Source organism: Reyranella sp. GW821-FHT14A01, from assembly GCF_058803965.1.
On sequence record NZ_JBXAPM010000007.1, the window covers coordinates 257,253 to 272,916 of the forward strand.

Sequence of the window (15,664 nt, forward strand, 5' to 3'; positions counted from 1 at the left end):
GCGCAACTGCGAATTGTTCGCAATTCTCCGCGTGAGGACGACTCAGAAGTCGGCGGTCAACGACAACCGGAAGGTGCGCGGTGCGCCGAGGAACAGTGTGGTGGCGCCGCTGCCGCCGGCCCAGTAGGTGGCATCCAGCAGGTTCTCGACGGCGAAGCGCGCGACCAGCGGCTTGCCCTTGGCGCCGGGATTGTCGAACCGATAGCTCGCGCCGATGTCGAAGCGCGTCCAGTCCGGCAGGCTCCGGCGCGGCCAGGTCGTATCGATGTATTGCGAGCCGGTGTACATGACGCGACCGTTCACGGTGAAGCCCGGCAGGAACGGCAGGTCCCATTCTCCGGCGAGGTTGAGATTGAAGCCCGGCGAGAACGGTGCGGTCCAGCCATCGGTGGCGCCGCCCTGCGTCTTGGTCAGCACCGCATTCAGCAGCATCACGCCGCCCAGCAGACGGACACCCGGCAACGGCTCGCCGAACACGTTGAACTCGAGGCCCTGGTTGCGCTGCTCGCCGCCGAGATACTGCGTGTTGGCGGCGACGTTGGTGAGGAGGCTGGGCTGCGAGATCTGGAAGAGGCTCATCGTGGTGGTGAACTTGCCCCAGTCGGCCTTGATGCCGACCTCGTACTGCGTGCTCTTGTAGGGCGGCAGCGCTTCGCCGGCATTGGCGAAGGCGATGCCGACGGTCGTGCCTTGCTGCAGGCCCTGGATGTAATTGCCGTAGAGCGAGATGTTCTGCCAGGGCTTGAAGACCAGGGCGACCGACGGGCTGATCGCACTCTGGTCGTAGCCCGATGTCTGAAACCCCGAGACGCCATTGAAGTTGGCCGCCGTCACCTGCTGCAGGCGCGCGCCGACTGTGAGCTGGATGCGCTTGTCGACAGCGCTCAGCGTATCGGCAACGCCGATGCTCGACAGGCTCTGGGTCGAGAGCTTGGTCGCGTTGGGCGTCGGGATGTTTGGCCGAGCGATGACGGTCGGGTTGTAGATGTTCGAGGCAAAGGCGGTGCCGGTGACCGAACCCGCGCTCGTCTGGTCGCCATAGGTCGTGGCGGTGATGGCGACATCATGGCCAATCGGTCCGGTCTCGACCTTCGCCCGCACGCCGATCTCGCCCGTCAGGTAGGAGCGCGGCTGGCTGGAATTGAACGGCGCGCTGGCGGTGGCCGCTCCCGTGGCGGCATTCGTGACGGCGACGTTCGCGCCGTAGAGGCCTTCCCAGCGGCTGTCGTGGATGCCGAATGCGGCGTAAGCGGTCACGCTTTCGGTCATGTCGACCTCGGCCCTGACGATGGCGAACGAGTCCTTGCGCTCGTTATAGGCCCAGGGCTGGCCCTGGTTGATCCGGGCACTGGGCGCGTAAGGCAGCGGGACGCCGTTGGCGAGAGCGAGATAAGACAAGGTGCCGCCGATATACTGGTACTGGTAACCGAGATCGGCGGAGAGGCGGACGTGGTCGCCGCGGAAGTCGAGGCCGAGGACGGCGAGCTCGCGCTGGTCGGTGTTACTGTTCACAGCCGTCTGGCCGGCCTTGAACACGCCGTTGAAGCGTATGCCGAACTGCTTGTCCTCGCCGAATCGCCGGGCGATGTCGATGGCACCACCGAACTGGGCACTCGAGCCATAACCCGCGGTCGCCTGCGTCAGCGGCTCGTCGGGCGCGCGCTTCGGGACGATGTTGACCGTGCCGCCGATCGAGCCGCCCGGCTGCATGCCGTTCAGCATGGCGCTCGGCCCTTTCAGCACTTCGACCCTCTCGGCGAGCTCGGACCCGATCGAGAAGGCCGGCAGCATGCCGTAGAGACCGCCATAGGAAATGGCACCCAGCGCACTTGCGTTGAAGCCACGGATGTAGAAGCTCTCGGCGCCGGGCCCGCCATCGGGGAAGAGAATGCGCACCGACGGATCGTCGAGCAGTACGTCACGGACAGTCTTGGCCTGCGCCTCCTGTGCGCGTTTGGCGGTATAGCTGGTCTGGTTGAACGGCGTGTCCATAACGCCGCGATTGCCGAGCAGGCCAAGCTGGCCGCCGGTTGCGACCTGTCCGCCGGCGTAAGGCGGCGGGATGTTGTCGATCAAAGCTTGCGACGGTACGGCATAGCCCTGCACCTGCAACGGATCGAGCTGCATCGCACCCGGCGTGATCGCGGATGCCCGTTGCAGCATCGCCGTGTTGCCACCGGTCAGCCGGTAGGTGATTCCCGTCCCGGCCAGCAGCCGCGCCAACGCCTGCTCCGGCGTCATCAGGCCGGTCACGCCCGGCGAGGCAACACCGCGCGCGGCATCGCCATCGACAGAGACCTGCATGCCCGACTGGCGGCCGAACGAGGCCAGTGCATCGGTCAGCGGCTGCGCCGGAATGTTGAATGTGTACTGTCGTTGCGATCCGCTTTGAGGTTGCGCGATCTGCGGCGCTTCTACGGTTTGCGCCCATGCTCCATTTGCGGAGAAGGTCGCCATCAACGCCGCGGCGGCCGCAGCCACCAGACGCGCGTGCTCACGCGCATTTACCATCGCAATCCCCGCCCATTACTCGACTCTGGACAGATGCGACGTCACTCGTGAATGCGTCTCGGCATCGTGCCTTTCACCCAAGCAACGCTGCGACGTTCCTGCTTTTCGGCCGAGCACCGAAAAAAAATCAGCCGCCGCGAACCACCAGCAGCCAGGGCGTCACCTGGGTCACCGAGCCGCCATGCGTGCCGACGATCGCACGCAGCGCGGACGCGGGATCGGCGAGATTGTAGACGCCGGTCACGCGACGGCCACCCAGGCCGCTGCTCGCGACGACGATGGCGCCGGGAAAATAGCGGCGCAGCTCGTCGACCACGTCGCTGAGCGGCCGATCGCGCGCGACGATCTGGCCGTGCAGCCACGGTGCCACCTCGTCCGGCGGGATGGCGCCACGTTGGACGCCGCCATTCCATCCGACCTGCGCCCAGTTACCTGGCTCCAGCCGCTCCTGACTCGTTTTGCTATCGACGCCAACCAGGCCACTGCGCACCGAGACTTCGGCGCCCTCGCCCATGAAGCGCACGTTGAACGACGTACCGAGCACCACCGTCTCGACATCGCGCGTCACGACCCGGAACGGCCGGCCGGGATCGGGCTTCACCTCGAAGAAGGCCTCGCCCTTCAGCAGGCGCACGCGCCGCTCGCCGGCTTCGTAGGCCACATCGATGGCGCTGTCGGGCCCCAGCCGCACGACACTGCCATCGTCGAGGCCGAGCGACTGCACCTCGGCCGTCGACGTCACGTGATCGGCCTGGAAGCGGATGACGAGGCCCGGCACGAAGAAGAGCGCAAGGCAGGCCGCAAGCGCCGCCGCGACGAGACCCGCCGCCGCGCGACGCGGCATCGACGGGCGCTGTGGTGCCGGTACGTCACGACGCGCATAGGTCTTGGGCGTAGGCAGAGTCGCCGCGCCCTGCCAGCGCGTGGCATGGACTGGCGCCGTTTGGGCCATCAGGCCGTAGATGCCCGACGTGTCCGCCCATGCGGCTGCATGCGCCGGATCCGCGCTGTGCCATGCCTCGAACCGCGCGCGCAGCTCGACATCGTCGGGATCGTCATCGAGCGCAACCAGCCAGCGGGCGGCTTCGGTCGTGACGCGGTCGAGTTCCTCCTGCGATCCGGTCATCTCGCTGCCCCCGTCGCTTGCAGGGGTCCTTCTCCAGAAGACGCCCGGCAGACGCGCGATTTCGGAAGGCGCATGAAATCGTGTGTCATGACGGCGGCCGCACGCGCTGGCGGCAATAGGCGATGCCGTTGGCCACGATCTCGTGGGCCACCGTCACCGACACGCCGAGATGGGCCGCGATCTCGCGCAGCTTGAAGCCGCCAAAGCGGCGCATCTCGAGCGCGATGCGGGTGCGTTCCGGCAGCTCGGCCAGCGCTTCCTGCAGCAACGCCAGTTCCTCGCGCGCGGCAGCCGTGGCCTCGGGCGAGGCATGGTTATCGACGCCTTCGGGCGCAGCGACGATTTCCACCGGCGCCACGACCCGCTCCTCGCGCGTGAGCCGGCGCCGGACATCGACGGCGAGGTTGCGCACGACGCGATAGAGGAAGCCCACCGGCTCATCGAGGGTGCGGTCCTGCGAGGCCGAGCCGAAGCGCAGCCACGCTTCCTGCACGACATCCTCGGCGCGCGCCCGGTCGCCGACGATGGTGGTGGCGTATTTCACCAGCTCGCCGCGATGGGCCAGGTAGAGGGCCAGTATGCTTCGGTCGTGCCCCAATAGCCTTCCAGTAACTGCGAACCATTCGCAATTGAGTTATAGGGGCGATGAAAAAATCCGGCAAGCATCCCGCCGGACGGCGCGTCAGGACTTCTCGCCGAACAGTCTCAGCCTGAACTCGACGAGGCGGAAGCCCATGCGGCGCGCTTCCTCCTCGATCATACGCGTGAGTTCGCCGTCGTCATCCACTTCGACGACATCCCCCGTCGTGACGTCGATCAGGTGTGGATGCGCGGCCTTGCCGGCGCGTTCATAGCGCGCCTTGCCGTCGCGGAAGACGTGGCGCGTCACGACGCCCGCCGTCGCCAGGCTGTTCAGGGCGCGATAGACCGTGGCGACGCCGATGCGGCGGCCGACCGAGGCGCGGCGATGGATCTCGAAGGTGCAGGGATGGTCGGTCGCCGCCTCCAGCACCTCCAGCACGATGCGGCGCTGATCGGTCAGCCGCACGCCGCGCTCGCGGCACAGATCCTCCAACCGTTCCATCCCCTCACCTCTTCAGGAAGAAATTCACCGGCACGGTGAGGTCGAGGCTCTCGCCGGGCTGGTCCTGCGGCAGCGGCGGCAGGGGCTGCGCCCGCTGCAGCAGGTCGAGCGCCTCCTGGTCGAGCGCGGCATTGCCCGACGAGCGCACGATGCGCGCGGCCAACACCCTTCCGTCGCGGCTCATGGTGAACAGCACCGCGGGCTGTCCCTCGCGGCGCGCCCGCTGCTCTTCCGGCGGGTAGCGCTTGTGCTTCTCGAGATGACGCAGCAGCAGGCCCTTCCAGGTCGGCAGGGTCGCCGACGGCGGATCGGCCGACGCACCCGGCCTCGGCGCCGACGCCGTCTGCGCCTGCTCGGGGGCCGACGGCGGCGCCTGGACCTTGGGCTGCGGCGGCTTCTTCTCGACCTTCTTCTCGATCGGCTTGGGCGGCGGCGGTGGCTTGAGGTCGAGCGGCGGCGGCGGCTCGGGCTCCGGCAGCGTCACCTCCGCCAGCACCGGCGGCGGCATCTCCACCGGCGGCGGTTCCTCGGGCTCGGGGATCACTTCGCTCAGCTCCGGGCCCGGCGGGATCTCGCTGGGCGTCGGCTCCGGCGCGACGGGCAGCGGCGCCAGCTCCAGCATGATCGCCGCCGGCGGCGGCGAATACGGCACCTCGGCGGTCGCCCAGCCCAGCGCGATCCGGATCGCGCCCGCGTGCAGCGCCAGCACGAAGACGAACGCGCCGATCCAGCGGGCCGCTTCCCTCATTGCTCCAGCCCGACCAGCGCCACCTTCAGGTAGCCCGCCGTCCGCAGCACGTTCATCGCCTGCATCAGCTCGCCGTAGGGCACCGCCTTGTCGGCCCGCAGGAAGATGCGCTCGTCCTTCTTGCCGCCAGTGGCTTCATCCAGCGCCTTGGGCAAGGCCTCGCGGCTGATCGGCGTGTCCTTCAAGGTGAACGACAGGTCGCCCTTCAGGGTCAGGAACAGCGGCGTGTCGGGCTTCGGCTGGCGCTCCGCCGTCGACACCGGCAGGTCGACCGGCACGTCGACCGTCGCCAGCGGGGCCGCCACCATGAAGATGATCAGCAGCACCAGCATCACGTCGATGAACGGCGTGACGTTGATCTCGTGGTTCTCCGGCAGCTCGTCGCCGCCATGGTCGAGCTTGACCGACATCGCCTACCTCCGTCCCAGGTCGCGCGAGACCAGCCGCAGCACGGCGGCCGAGGTGTCGCCGACCAGCGCGCGATAGCCGGACACCTGGCGGGCGAAGTGGTTGTAGATCACCACCGCCGGGATCGCCGCCGCGAGCCCCAGCGCGGTGGCCAGCAGCGCCTCGGCGATGCCGGGCGCCACGACGGCGAGGTTGGTCGTCTGCGACTTCGAGATGCCGATGAAGGAGTTCATGATGCCCCACACCGTGCCGAACAGGCCCACGAACGGCGCCGTCGAGCCGATCGTCGCCAGCACGCCGGTGCCCTTCAGCATGCGCCGGCCGGTCGCCGCCTCGATCCGCTCCAGCCGCGACGCCACCCGCTCCTTCAAGCCATCGCGATCGTCGACCGTGTCGGCGCTCAGCCGCTGCTCGGCCTGCGCCGCCGCCACCAGCTCGCTCGACGGCGCCTTGTCGAGCGACGGGGCATTGTTGATGGCCCCCAGCAGGCGGCGTTGACGCCGCACCGCCATCATGAGCTCCAGACTCTTGGCCACGAACACCGTCCAGGTCAGCACCGAGGCGACCACCAGCCCGATCATCACCCCCTGCACCACCCAGTCGGCCGCCTGGAACATGCCCCACACCGACAGGTCCTTCGGCAGCACCGATGAGCCGGCGACCGGCGGCGGGGACGCAGGCGGGACAGCGGCCGGCGTTGCAACGGGATCGGCGGGTGTGGCCGGAGCAGCAGGATCGGCGGGCGCAGTCGACGCAGCCGGTGGCGCGGGCTCCGTCGTCACCGGCGCCGGTGCTTGCGCCCAAGCCAGCGACGGGAACAGGAAAAGCAGAACCAGCAGACGACGAACCAACATTACGCGATACCTTGAAGAGTACGAACGACGGGACGCAGCCAGTTGGCGCGCCAGGTGAGAGTGCAGGTCACGGCGATCGCCCCGACGCTGAGCATCGTGGCCCAGACGAGCGATCCGAAGCCGGGGCCGTCGCGCCACAGCGCGAGGGCGAGCGACGCCGCCAGCAGGACGTAGCCGAGGATCCGCATCGGCGGGACGAGCCGGGCCGGGCAATGGCGCCCCCCGCCCACGCGCTCCCAGTGGCGGTCCTGGCTCAGCGCCAGCAACGCGAAGCCGAAATAGGAGGCGAGCGCCAGGGACAGCAGGAGAGCGGGTGCCATTTCAGCCCCCGGCGGTCAGGCGCAGGAGGCCCCAGGCGCCGCCCCAGGAGGCTATGCCGGCGCCGACCATGACCAGGCAAAGGCGTATGAGTTGCCGGTCGGCGAAAGCCCAGATCAGCAGCGCCAGATACACGAGGAATGCAAGCATCGAGGCCAGGACCACGGCCTCGCTGCGGGCCATCAGCCCGCCGGCCGGCAGGGCTACCGCCATGAGCGCGGCCAGACCGGCGGCCACGGCGTAGCCGCCGCCGATGGCCGCGACGAGGCGGACAAGGACGGAAAGACCGGTCATGACGGAACCACGTTGCAATTACCTCTCAGTCCTAAGACGAATGAGAGGGGCCGATTTCTCCCCCGCCGGAGCGCCGGGGACGGATTTATTTTCGCCCGGACTGGCGGCAATGCCTGCCGGGATGGTTCATGTTTCCGCTCCGTGACACCAGGAAGTGTTACAGTCACCCTGCATCATGTTCGAACTCCATTCCCTCTTCCTGGGCTTCGCCGTGGCCCTTGGCGTCGGCCTGCTGATCGGCATCGACCGAGAGCGCAAGAAGGTCGAAGGCTCGCGACGCGGCGCGGCAGGGTTGCGAACGTTCACCCTCGCCTCGCTGGCCGGCGCATCCGGCGCCGCGGCGGGCGGCGAGATCCTGCTGGCGGCGGTCGTGCTGGGCATGGTGGCCTTCGCCGGCCTCTCCTACTGGCATGCGCGCGAGACCGATCCCGGCCTGACGACGGAGACAGCGCTGGTGGCGACCGCTTTGCTGGGCGGCCTTGCCATTCGCGAGCCCGCTTTTGCCGCCGGTGTCGGCGTCGTGGTCGCGGTGCTGCTGAACGCCCGCGCCGAGCTCCATCGCTTCGTGCGCTCGGTGCTGACCAACGAAGAGATCCGCGATCTCCTGATCTTCGCCGGCGCCACGCTGGTCGTACTGCCGCTGCTGCCCGACCATCCGATCGGCCCCTATGGCGCGCTGAACCTGCGCACGATCTGGCTGGTGGTTATCCTGGTGATGGGCATCGGCGCGCTGGGCTACATCCTCGTGCGCATCGTCGGACCGCGCTACGGCCTGCCGCTGGCAGGCTTCGCCTCGGGCTTCATCTCGAGCTCGGCCACGATCGGTGCGATGGGCGGACGGGCCGCCAAGGAACCGGACGTGATGAAGCCGGCGGCGGCCGGCGCGGTCCTGTCCTCGGTCGCCACGGTCGTGCAGCTCGGCATCCTGATCGCCGCCACCGACCTCGCGGTCCTCAAGGCCTTCATGCTGCCGCTGATGTTCTCCGGCGGTGCGGCCGTCCTCTATGGTGGCGCCTTCACCCTGTGGGCGTTGCGGGAGAAACGCGGCGAGGTCGAGGAGACGCAGGGCAACGCCTTCAGCCTGAAGACGGCCCTGATCTTCGCCGGCATCCTGGCCGGCGTCCTGCTGCTCGCCGCCGCCTTGCAGGACTGGATGGGCGAGGCCGGCGTCATCATCGCCGCCGGCGCGGCGGGTTTCGCCGACACGCATGCGCCGTCGATCTCGGTCGCGTCGCTGGTCGCCGATGGAAAGCTTGCAGCATCCGCCGCCGTGATTCCCATCCTCGCGGCCTTCACGACCAACACCGTGACCAAGATGGTATTCGCCTTCACCGCCGGCGGTCCGCGTTTCGCACTCTATGTCATTCCCGGCCAGCTCCTGATGCTGGCGGCAGCCTGGGCGGCTATGCTGGTCGCGTGATCGCGTCCGAAGGAAATCCATGACCGTCGAAGAAAAGTTTGGCCGCCGCGGCCTCATCGCCGCCGGAACGCTCGCCGCTGTGACCGCGATTGCGCGGCCTGGGCTGGCGCAGTCGCCAACACCAACGGCTGCAGGTGCCACGCCCGCCGGCTGGAACGACGACCTCGCGCATCCCATCCCCTACACGCCCTCGCCCGGCGCCGGAAAGGAACGCGGCCTCGTGCTGGGCGGCGGCGGCGCCTATCTGGTCTCGTGGATGATGGGCTACTTCCACGCGCTGAAGCAGTACGGCGTCGACCTCGCGACGGCCGATGTCGTGGTCGGCACCTCGGCGGGCTCCGTCGCCGGCGCGGTGCTGTGCAGCGGCCGGCTGTGGCGCCTCACGGGCGAACTCAACTTCTTCGCCGACTTCCCCAAGCTCTTCGCCGAGCTGGTGCCGGCGCTGCAGGCCAATCCCAGCCAGGAGCGCGCGCGTAAATTCGCAGTCGATGCCAAGGATGCGAGCTTCGAGACCATCCGGGCCATCGGCCGCGCCGCGATGGCGGCGCGCAACCCCGCCGGCAGCGACAAGTATTTCAGCACGCTGCACCGGCTGATCGGCCCCACGACCTGGCCTTCGCCGGCCCTGCATACGACGGCGACCGACTGCTACACGGGCGAGCGCATCGTTGTCTCGGCAAGCGCCGGCCTGCATGTCGACGTCGCCTGCGCGGCGAGCTCCTCGCTGCCGGGCTCGATGGGACCGACCTGGCTGAAAGACCGGCTGTGCATGGACGGCGGCATCTGCCAGACCAGCACGCATGCCGACGTCGTGGCCGGCGTGAAGCGCGCGCTGGTCATCTCGCTGAGCGACGGTGGCCCCGAGGCGGTGACGCAGGGCCTGCGCACCTCGGGCATGCCGAACACCTTGCAGCAGGAGATCCGCGACCTCGAAGCCGGCGGCACGCGCACCCTTCTGACCGTCGCCGGCCTGCTGCCGGGCACGCAGCATGTCGACAACATCATGGATCCCAAGTGGATCGGCCCGATGCTGAAATACGGCCACGAGCGCGGCCTGGCCGAATTGCCCAAGGTCAAGGCGCTCTGGGCATAAGACTTCGACGATGCGTTCCCTCGTGCTTCTCCCCGGCTTCATGTGCGACGCCGATCTGTGGACCGACATGGTCCCGGATCTCGAAGCGCTGGGCTCCCTCCATTTCGGCAATGTCTACGAGGACGATTCGCTCGAAGGCATGGCAACGCGCGTACTGTCCGAAGCACCGGAGCGCTTCGTGCTGGTCGGATTCTCGATGGGCGGGTTCGTGGCCCGAGTGCTCACCCTGATGGCGCCGGAGCGCGTGGCGGGCGTTGCCTTCGTCGCCTCGTCCGCACGCGGCTATTCCGACGAGGAACGGGCACGGCGGCTTGAGGGTTATCGCCCGGGCGACCGGCCGCCACGCGCCGCTGGCGCGGTCTCCAACGCAATGGGGCTGCATCCCGATCGCGACACCGATCCGGTACTGCTCGACCGGCTGCGCGGCATGCAGCGACGGTTGGGGCCGCAAGTCCGCAAGCGCCAGGCCGCTCTGGTGCGCCGCGACGGCTACGCCGACCTCGAGCGCATCGCCTGCCCATCGCTGGTCGTGGCCTGCCGCCAGGACCGCCTGCGCACCTTCGCCGAGACCGAACGCATGGCGCAGGCGCTGCCCAACTCGAGCTTCAGTATCCTCGAAGATTGCGGCCACATGGCCCCGCTGGAGAAGCCGCATGAACTGTCCGGGCTGCTGGCTGCGTGGATCAAGCGGATGGGTCTGTAGATCTCATTGGAGCGCGCAACTCCAGTTGCGCTCATGCTCATGAATGCTTGAGCGCAACTGGAGTTGCGCGCTCCATTGATGCATCCCGGCTCAGGGTTTTCTTCGACTCCACCGTGACAAACGCACGGCGGCGCCGAAGACCAGCGCCACCGCGAAAGCCACGGCCGCCGGCAGCCAAAGATCGATGAAGGAGATAATGCGGGCGCGGCTCGGCTGATTGCGGTCGTAGACGACGTCCACCCCCTCGCCCGCCGCGAACGCCGTGCCGCTGCCGCCACGGCCGTGGAACTCGACCTCGCGACCTTCCGGCGTGGTGAAGCGCACGATGGGCGCGAAGGAGATGCGCTCGACGTCTCTGCGCACTTCACGCCCGGCTGGCGTCGTCACCTCCTCCGTGACGATCGAGCGGCTCTCGCGAATCTCCGTCACCGTGCCGCGCGCCCGGCCGCCACTCGCATAGAGGTCGACTGCATTCCACAAGGTGAAGACGCCAATCAGCAACGCCGACAGTGCGATCACCGTGAAGGCGCGCTCGCCCACCAGCGCGAGATCGGCATTGCGCGACAGCGCCCAGGCGACGACGCCGAACATCAGCCAGAAACAGCCGAATCCGACCGCGATGATCGGCACCAGCCAGAGCCGTTCGAACGTGTCGAGGCGGATATCCTCCGGGTTTTCGGGGAAGTAGAGAACGGTGACGGTGTCGCCCGCGGAGAAATCAGGCGCACCGGCGCCAAGGTCCTTCACCTCCATCGACTCTCCGTCGGGGAGCCGGAAGCGCACCACCGGCAGATACATGTCGCCTTCGCGCACGATCCCGGTGATCACGCCGTCGGCGCGCTCGCCGTAGAGCGTGTGGCGAAGATTGCCCAGCCCCAGCAGGACGCCGCCGGCCACGAGCAACCCGCCAATCCCGAGGATCGTCCAGGCGATCCAGCGCCAGCTCGCGTCGATGGCCATCGACTATTCGAGCTTGAGGTTGGCCTTGCGGATGACCGGGATCCAGGTGTCGGCCTGGGTCCGCATGATCTCGAAGAACGCCTCCGGCGTGGTGAAGCGCGCCTCGGTGCCCAGTTCGTCGAAGCGGCGGATGACGGTCGGATCCTGCAGCACGGTCTTCATCGCCGCGCTCAGCTTCGACAGCACCGGAACCGGCAACTTGGCCGGCGCGATCAGGCCCAGCAGGTTGATCGACTCGTAGCCCGGGATCGTCTCGGCGACCGTCGGCACGTCGGGCAACGCCGGCGCGCGCTGCAGCGAGGTGACGGCCAGCGCCCGTAGCTTGCCCTCCTTCAGGAGCGGCAGCGCCGTGGCGATCGGCTCGAACTGGAACTGGATCTGGCCCGCCATCAGGTCGACCAGCCCGGGGGCGGTGCCGCGATAGTGGACGGACTCGAAGCGCACGTCGGTGCGCTGCTCGATGAGCAGTCCGGCGAGGTGCGTGAACGAGCCGGCGCCGGCCGTGCCCATCGTCATCTTGCCGGCGTCCTTGCGCGCCAGCTCCAGGAACTCCGTCATCGTCTTCGCCGGCATCGACGGATTGACCAGCAGGACCAGCGGCTGGAACGAGACGGCGGTGACGAAGGTGAAATCCTTCTGCCAGTCGTACGGCGTGCGGCCGAACAAAGCCGGGCTGTTGGTCAGCGAGGCCGAGGTCATCAGCAAGGTGTAGCCGTCGGGCGCAGAGCGCGCGACGAACTCCGAGCCGATCATGGCGCCGGCGCCGGTCTTGTTCTCGACGACGACCGGTTGTCCCAGTTCAGCCTGCAGCCGCGCCGCGACGATGCGGGCGGTGACGTCGACGTTTCCGCCGGCTGCGAAGGGGGCGACGATCTTCACCGGCTTGGTCGGCCAATCCTGCGCGTGGGCGGGAAAGGCCAGGAGCGCAACGCCGCAAAGGAGCCGCAGAAACAACGAGGGACGCATGATCGAAACTCTCTTCAGACGTTGCGCCGGCGCAACCGGTCGACCAGCGCGACCAACCGGCTGCCCTGCGGCGTGGCGGGATCGAGCAACTGTTCGTGCGGCGTATCGCGTGCGAGCCGGCTGATCTCCATCAGCGCGCGGATGTGCTGGCGCCGCGTCAGGCGATATTCCGACGACCGGTGATGGAAGAAGAGGCGCCGCAACTGGCCGTCGCCGACCAGCGCATTGAGCTCGCTCGCGGCCACGTAGATCAGGAAGCAGACGAAGATCCAGACCTGCACCGCCACGAAGCGATGCCAGGTGAAGTCGAGCATCGCCGCCTGGGCAGCGGCATCGAAGCCGCGCGGATCGAAGGCGAAGTGCAGGAGCCTCTCGAGGAAGCGCACGATCGTGACGACAGTCGTGTAGAAGACCGACTTGTAGAGGATCGGCTGGATCAGCGGCGCGCCGCGGAACTTGTCGATGATCCGCACCTTGTCGACGACCAGCACGACCTTGCCAACGATCAGCGCCGTCGTGCTGGCCAGCATGAAGCTGCCGAGGTCGAACCAGTAATTGTGCGTCAGCAGGTTGGTCGTGAAGATGATCAGGTTGAAGGCGACGAAGAAATAGAAGGTCGGCGGCAGCAGGTGTTGAAACACATGCACCCAGCCGTGGAAGAAGCGCCTCGGCAGCGAGGCGATGGCGGCCGCGTTCACATCCGGCCTCCATCGACGACGAAGTTCTGCGCCGTCACCAGCCGGCTGTCGTCGGCGGCGAGCCACAGCACCATGCGGGCGATGTCGGGCGGATAGAGCAGCTCCTTGAGGCACTGTGCGCCGAGCTGCGCCGCCTTCGCCTCCGGCGTGACCCAGAGATCGAGCTGGCGCTGGGTCATGATCCAGCCGGGCGTCACGGCGTTGAGGCGGATGCCGTCGCCGCCGAGGTCGCGCGCGAGGCCGCGCGTCATGCCGATCACCGCCGCCTTGGCCGCCTGGTAGACGGAGAGGTTGGGCGTCATCGTGTGGTAACTCACCGAGCTGAAGTTCACGATCGAGCCGCCACCCGCCTTCTTCATGCCCGGCGCTACCGTCTGGATCGCGAAGTAGGCATGGCGCAGGTTGACCGCGATGCGTTCGTCCCAGAAGTCGGGCGTCACCTGGTCGATCGTGTGCCGGTCGTCGCGTGCGGCGTTGTTCACCAGCACCGTGATGGTCCCGAGCTGCGCCGCCACGCCCTCGATGGCCCTCTGATAGGCCGCCACATCGCGGATATCGCAGGGCACGAACAGCGGCACGGTATGGCGCCTTGCTTCGATCTTCTCGACCAGCGCCTTCGACGCCGCCTCGTCGATGTCGACGAAGCCGACCTTGGCGCCCTGCTCGGCAAAATGCTCGACGATCGAGGCACCGATGCCGGAGCCGCCACCGGAAACGAAGACGGTGCGCCCCGAGAGGCTGGGATAGGAGGCGAACGAGGACATGGCGTTCCTTCTAGATCCTGCTTAAGCGAAACGAGACCTCGCCGGCCAAAGTCGCGCCGGCGGCCAGCGGGCTCTGCCCGACGGCGCCGTTGGCGTGACTGACCGGCTCGACACAGAAGTATCGTTGGCCGTCGGGAACATAGATCACCAGATGGCGAAATGCTTCCGTCGCGGCGAGGCTGAGCCGCAGGCCGCGGTTCGGCCAGGTGACGGTGGCGTGGCCGTCCCAACCATCGAAGCAATGATCGAGCCCCAGCCCGTCGACCCGGCGCGATTGGGAGAAGTCCCATTCAGGTGGCATCGGCACGCGCTGCAGCGGCAGGACCTCGCGGTCGGTGCGCCACACGCCCGACAGGCGGCAGGCGAGCTCGGTCTCGGCATCGCGCACGAAGAACGGATGCAGGCCCAGCCCCGCCGGCACGTCGCGATCCTCAAGGTTCTCGATCGAGACGGCGACGGTAAGTCCCATTTCGTCGAGCCCGAACGTCTGGCGCGCGCGGTAACGGAACGGCCAGCCGGCGACGCCCTCACCGACCTCATGGACGAAGGCCAGCTCAGCGGACTGGCGGTCGTGCTGCACCACATCCCAGGCTCTCGCCCAGCCGTCGCCGTGCATGGGGTGACGCACGCCCGGCCAGTTCGTGCGCAGGTGAATGACCTCATCACCGAATGCGAGACGACCGTTCGCGATGCGATTGGAAAACGGCACCAGCGGATAGCAGGCCGTGTCCTTGCCCGTGCCCGACGCCAGCGCAGAATCCGACGCCGGGCGCAACAGATCGCCTTCACCATCGAGCGCAAAGCGCGCGACCGAGCCGCCAGCCTCCGGCGCCAGATCGACGGAAAGCCGGCCCACCCGCAGCGACAAAAGCGTCACACCATCCCCCGTCGCTGTGTAAACTCCCCCGTTCTCAAATCACGAGGAAACGCATCGATGTCGAACATGCTGAAGAAGCGGCTGCAGGCCGGCAAGGCCTGCGTCAACGGATGGCTGGCGATCCCCGACGGCTTCGCCGCCGAAACCATGGCGCAGTGCGGCTGGGACAGCGTCACGGTCGACATGCAGCATGGCGTGCAGGACTACCTCTCGATGGTCCGCTGCTTCCAGGCGATGGACAAGCATCCGATTACGCCGCTGGTCCGCGTGCCGTGGAACGAGCCCGGCATCGTCGGCAAGGTGCTGGACGGCGGCGCCTGGGGCGTCATCTGCCCGATGGTGAACACGGCCGCCGAAGCCAAGGCGCTGGTCTCCTATTCGCTCTATCCGCCGAAGGGCAAGCGCTCCAACGGCCCGATCCGCGCCGGCGCCTATGGCGAGGCGACGCCCTACCAGGCGATGGCCAACGACGAAGTGCTGATCATCCCGATGATCGAGACGCAGGAGGCGATCGACAATATCGACGCCATTCTCGACGTGCCGGGCATCAGCGGCATCTACATCGGACCGTCCGACCTCGGCCTGTCGCTTGGCCTGAAGCCGATGCTCGACCGCGAGGAGCCGCAGATCCTGTCGATCTACGACAAGCTGCTCGCCGCCACCAAGAAGCGCGGCCAGTTCGCCGGCCTGCACAACGGCACCGGCAGCTACGCCGCCAAGATGGTCCACAAGGGCTTCCAGCTCGTCACCATCGCCAACGATGCCGGCCTGATGGCCAAGGCGGCGCGCGAAGCGGTCGCCCAGACGCGCAAGGAAGGCGGCCCGGCCGCCGCCAAGTAA

18 protein-coding genes are annotated in these 15,664 nt (G+C 67.9%); 4 read left to right on the top strand and 14 right to left on the bottom strand.

Going from position 1 to position 15,664, the window contains the following annotated elements; genetic code table 11:
• Window positions 1-42: 42 nt before the first annotated feature.
• From AC1ROX_RS14390 to AC1ROX_RS14430, 9 genes are all read right to left on the bottom strand, one after another.
• Window positions 43-2,511, bottom strand: a complete 2,469-nt coding sequence (locus AC1ROX_RS14390; protein WP_493126623.1) for a TonB-dependent siderophore receptor — start codon at window positions 2,509-2,511, stop codon at window positions 43-45.
• A 127-nt stretch (window positions 2,512-2,638) separates the two neighbouring features.
• Window positions 2,639-3,637: a FecR family protein gene (locus AC1ROX_RS14395; protein WP_493126624.1), complete on the bottom strand. Its 999-nt coding sequence runs from the start codon at window positions 3,635-3,637 to the stop codon at window positions 2,639-2,641.
• 85 nt (window positions 3,638-3,722) lie between these two features.
• On the bottom strand, window positions 3,723-4,235 hold the full coding sequence (locus AC1ROX_RS14400) for a sigma-70 family RNA polymerase sigma factor (protein ID WP_493126625.1): 513 nt from the start codon (window positions 4,233-4,235) through the stop codon (window positions 3,723-3,725).
• 84 nt (window positions 4,236-4,319) lie between these two features.
• The gene (locus AC1ROX_RS14405) at window positions 4,320-4,721 is read right to left on the bottom strand and encodes a Fur family transcriptional regulator (protein ID WP_493126626.1); all 402 of its coding nucleotides are present in this window, start codon (window positions 4,719-4,721) and stop codon (window positions 4,320-4,322) included.
• A gap of 4 nt (window positions 4,722-4,725) precedes the next feature.
• Entirely contained in the window at window positions 4,726-5,469 is a 744-nt protein-coding gene (locus AC1ROX_RS14410) for an energy transducer TonB (RefSeq protein ID WP_493126627.1), read from the bottom strand.
• Entirely contained in the window at window positions 5,466-5,879 is a 414-nt protein-coding gene (gene exbD, locus AC1ROX_RS14415; RefSeq protein WP_493126628.1) for a TonB system transport protein ExbD, read from the bottom strand. The genes AC1ROX_RS14410 and exbD overlap by 4 nt, the downstream gene beginning before the upstream one ends.
• 3 nt (window positions 5,880-5,882) lie before the next feature.
• A complete protein-coding gene (exbB, locus tag AC1ROX_RS14420; RefSeq protein WP_493126629.1) occupies window positions 5,883-6,731 on the bottom strand; it encodes a tonB-system energizer ExbB in 849 nt (282 codons plus the stop codon).
• Window positions 6,731-7,051 (bottom strand): DUF3325 domain-containing protein, encoded by a 321-nt coding sequence (locus tag AC1ROX_RS14425; RefSeq protein ID WP_493126630.1) that lies wholly within the window; start codon window positions 7,049-7,051, stop codon window positions 6,731-6,733. The genes exbB and AC1ROX_RS14425 overlap by 1 nt, the downstream gene beginning before the upstream one ends.
• A 1-nt stretch (window position 7,052) precedes the next feature.
• Window positions 7,053-7,343: a hypothetical protein gene (locus AC1ROX_RS14430; protein WP_493126631.1), complete on the bottom strand. Its 291-nt coding sequence runs from the start codon at window positions 7,341-7,343 to the stop codon at window positions 7,053-7,055.
• A gap of 175 nt (window positions 7,344-7,518) precedes the next feature.
• On the opposite strand from AC1ROX_RS14430, the gene AC1ROX_RS14435 reads away from it, so the two are divergent.
• Genes AC1ROX_RS14435 through AC1ROX_RS14445 form a run of 3 tightly spaced genes read left to right on the top strand, consistent with a single transcriptional unit; the run spans window position 7,519 to window position 10,559 of the window.
• On the top strand, window positions 7,519-8,763 hold the full coding sequence (locus AC1ROX_RS14435) for an MgtC/SapB family protein (protein ID WP_493126632.1): 1,245 nt from the start codon (window positions 7,519-7,521) through the stop codon (window positions 8,761-8,763).
• A gap of 19 nt (window positions 8,764-8,782) precedes the next feature.
• Window positions 8,783-9,856 (top strand): patatin-like phospholipase family protein, encoded by a 1,074-nt coding sequence (locus AC1ROX_RS14440; protein ID WP_493126633.1) that lies wholly within the window; start codon window positions 8,783-8,785, stop codon window positions 9,854-9,856.
• 10 nt (window positions 9,857-9,866) lie between these two features.
• Entirely contained in the window at window positions 9,867-10,559 is a 693-nt protein-coding gene (locus AC1ROX_RS14445) for an alpha/beta fold hydrolase (protein WP_493126634.1), read from the top strand.
• Window positions 10,560-10,649: 90 nt separating this feature from the next.
• Here the strand turns inward: AC1ROX_RS14445 and AC1ROX_RS14450 are convergent, their stop codons facing one another.
• From AC1ROX_RS14450 to AC1ROX_RS14470, 5 genes are read right to left on the bottom strand one after another with little or no spacing between them, the layout of a single operon-like run.
• Window positions 10,650-11,519, bottom strand: coding sequence for a DUF3592 domain-containing protein (locus AC1ROX_RS14450; RefSeq protein WP_493126635.1), 870 nt, complete (start codon window positions 11,517-11,519; stop codon window positions 10,650-10,652).
• Between the two features lie 3 nt (window positions 11,520-11,522).
• Entirely contained in the window at window positions 11,523-12,485 is a 963-nt protein-coding gene (locus AC1ROX_RS14455) for a Bug family tripartite tricarboxylate transporter substrate binding protein (RefSeq protein WP_493126636.1), read from the bottom strand.
• Between the two features lie 14 nt (window positions 12,486-12,499).
• The gene (locus AC1ROX_RS14460) at window positions 12,500-13,183 is read right to left on the bottom strand and encodes a hypothetical protein (RefSeq protein WP_493126637.1); all 684 of its coding nucleotides are present in this window, start codon (window positions 13,181-13,183) and stop codon (window positions 12,500-12,502) included.
• The gene (locus tag AC1ROX_RS14465; protein ID WP_493126638.1) at window positions 13,180-13,947 is read right to left on the bottom strand and encodes an SDR family NAD(P)-dependent oxidoreductase; all 768 of its coding nucleotides are present in this window, start codon (window positions 13,945-13,947) and stop codon (window positions 13,180-13,182) included. Before AC1ROX_RS14465 ends, AC1ROX_RS14460 begins: the two co-directional genes overlap by 4 nt.
• A 10-nt stretch (window positions 13,948-13,957) precedes the next feature.
• Entirely contained in the window at window positions 13,958-14,824 is an 867-nt protein-coding gene (locus AC1ROX_RS14470; RefSeq protein ID WP_493126639.1) for an aldose 1-epimerase, read from the bottom strand.
• Window positions 14,825-14,881: 57 nt separating this feature from the next.
• Here AC1ROX_RS14470 and AC1ROX_RS14475 point away from each other — a divergent pair, with 57 nt between their 5' ends.
• Window positions 14,882-15,664 (top strand): HpcH/HpaI aldolase family protein, encoded by a 783-nt coding sequence (locus AC1ROX_RS14475; RefSeq protein ID WP_493126640.1) that lies wholly within the window; start codon window positions 14,882-14,884, stop codon window positions 15,662-15,664.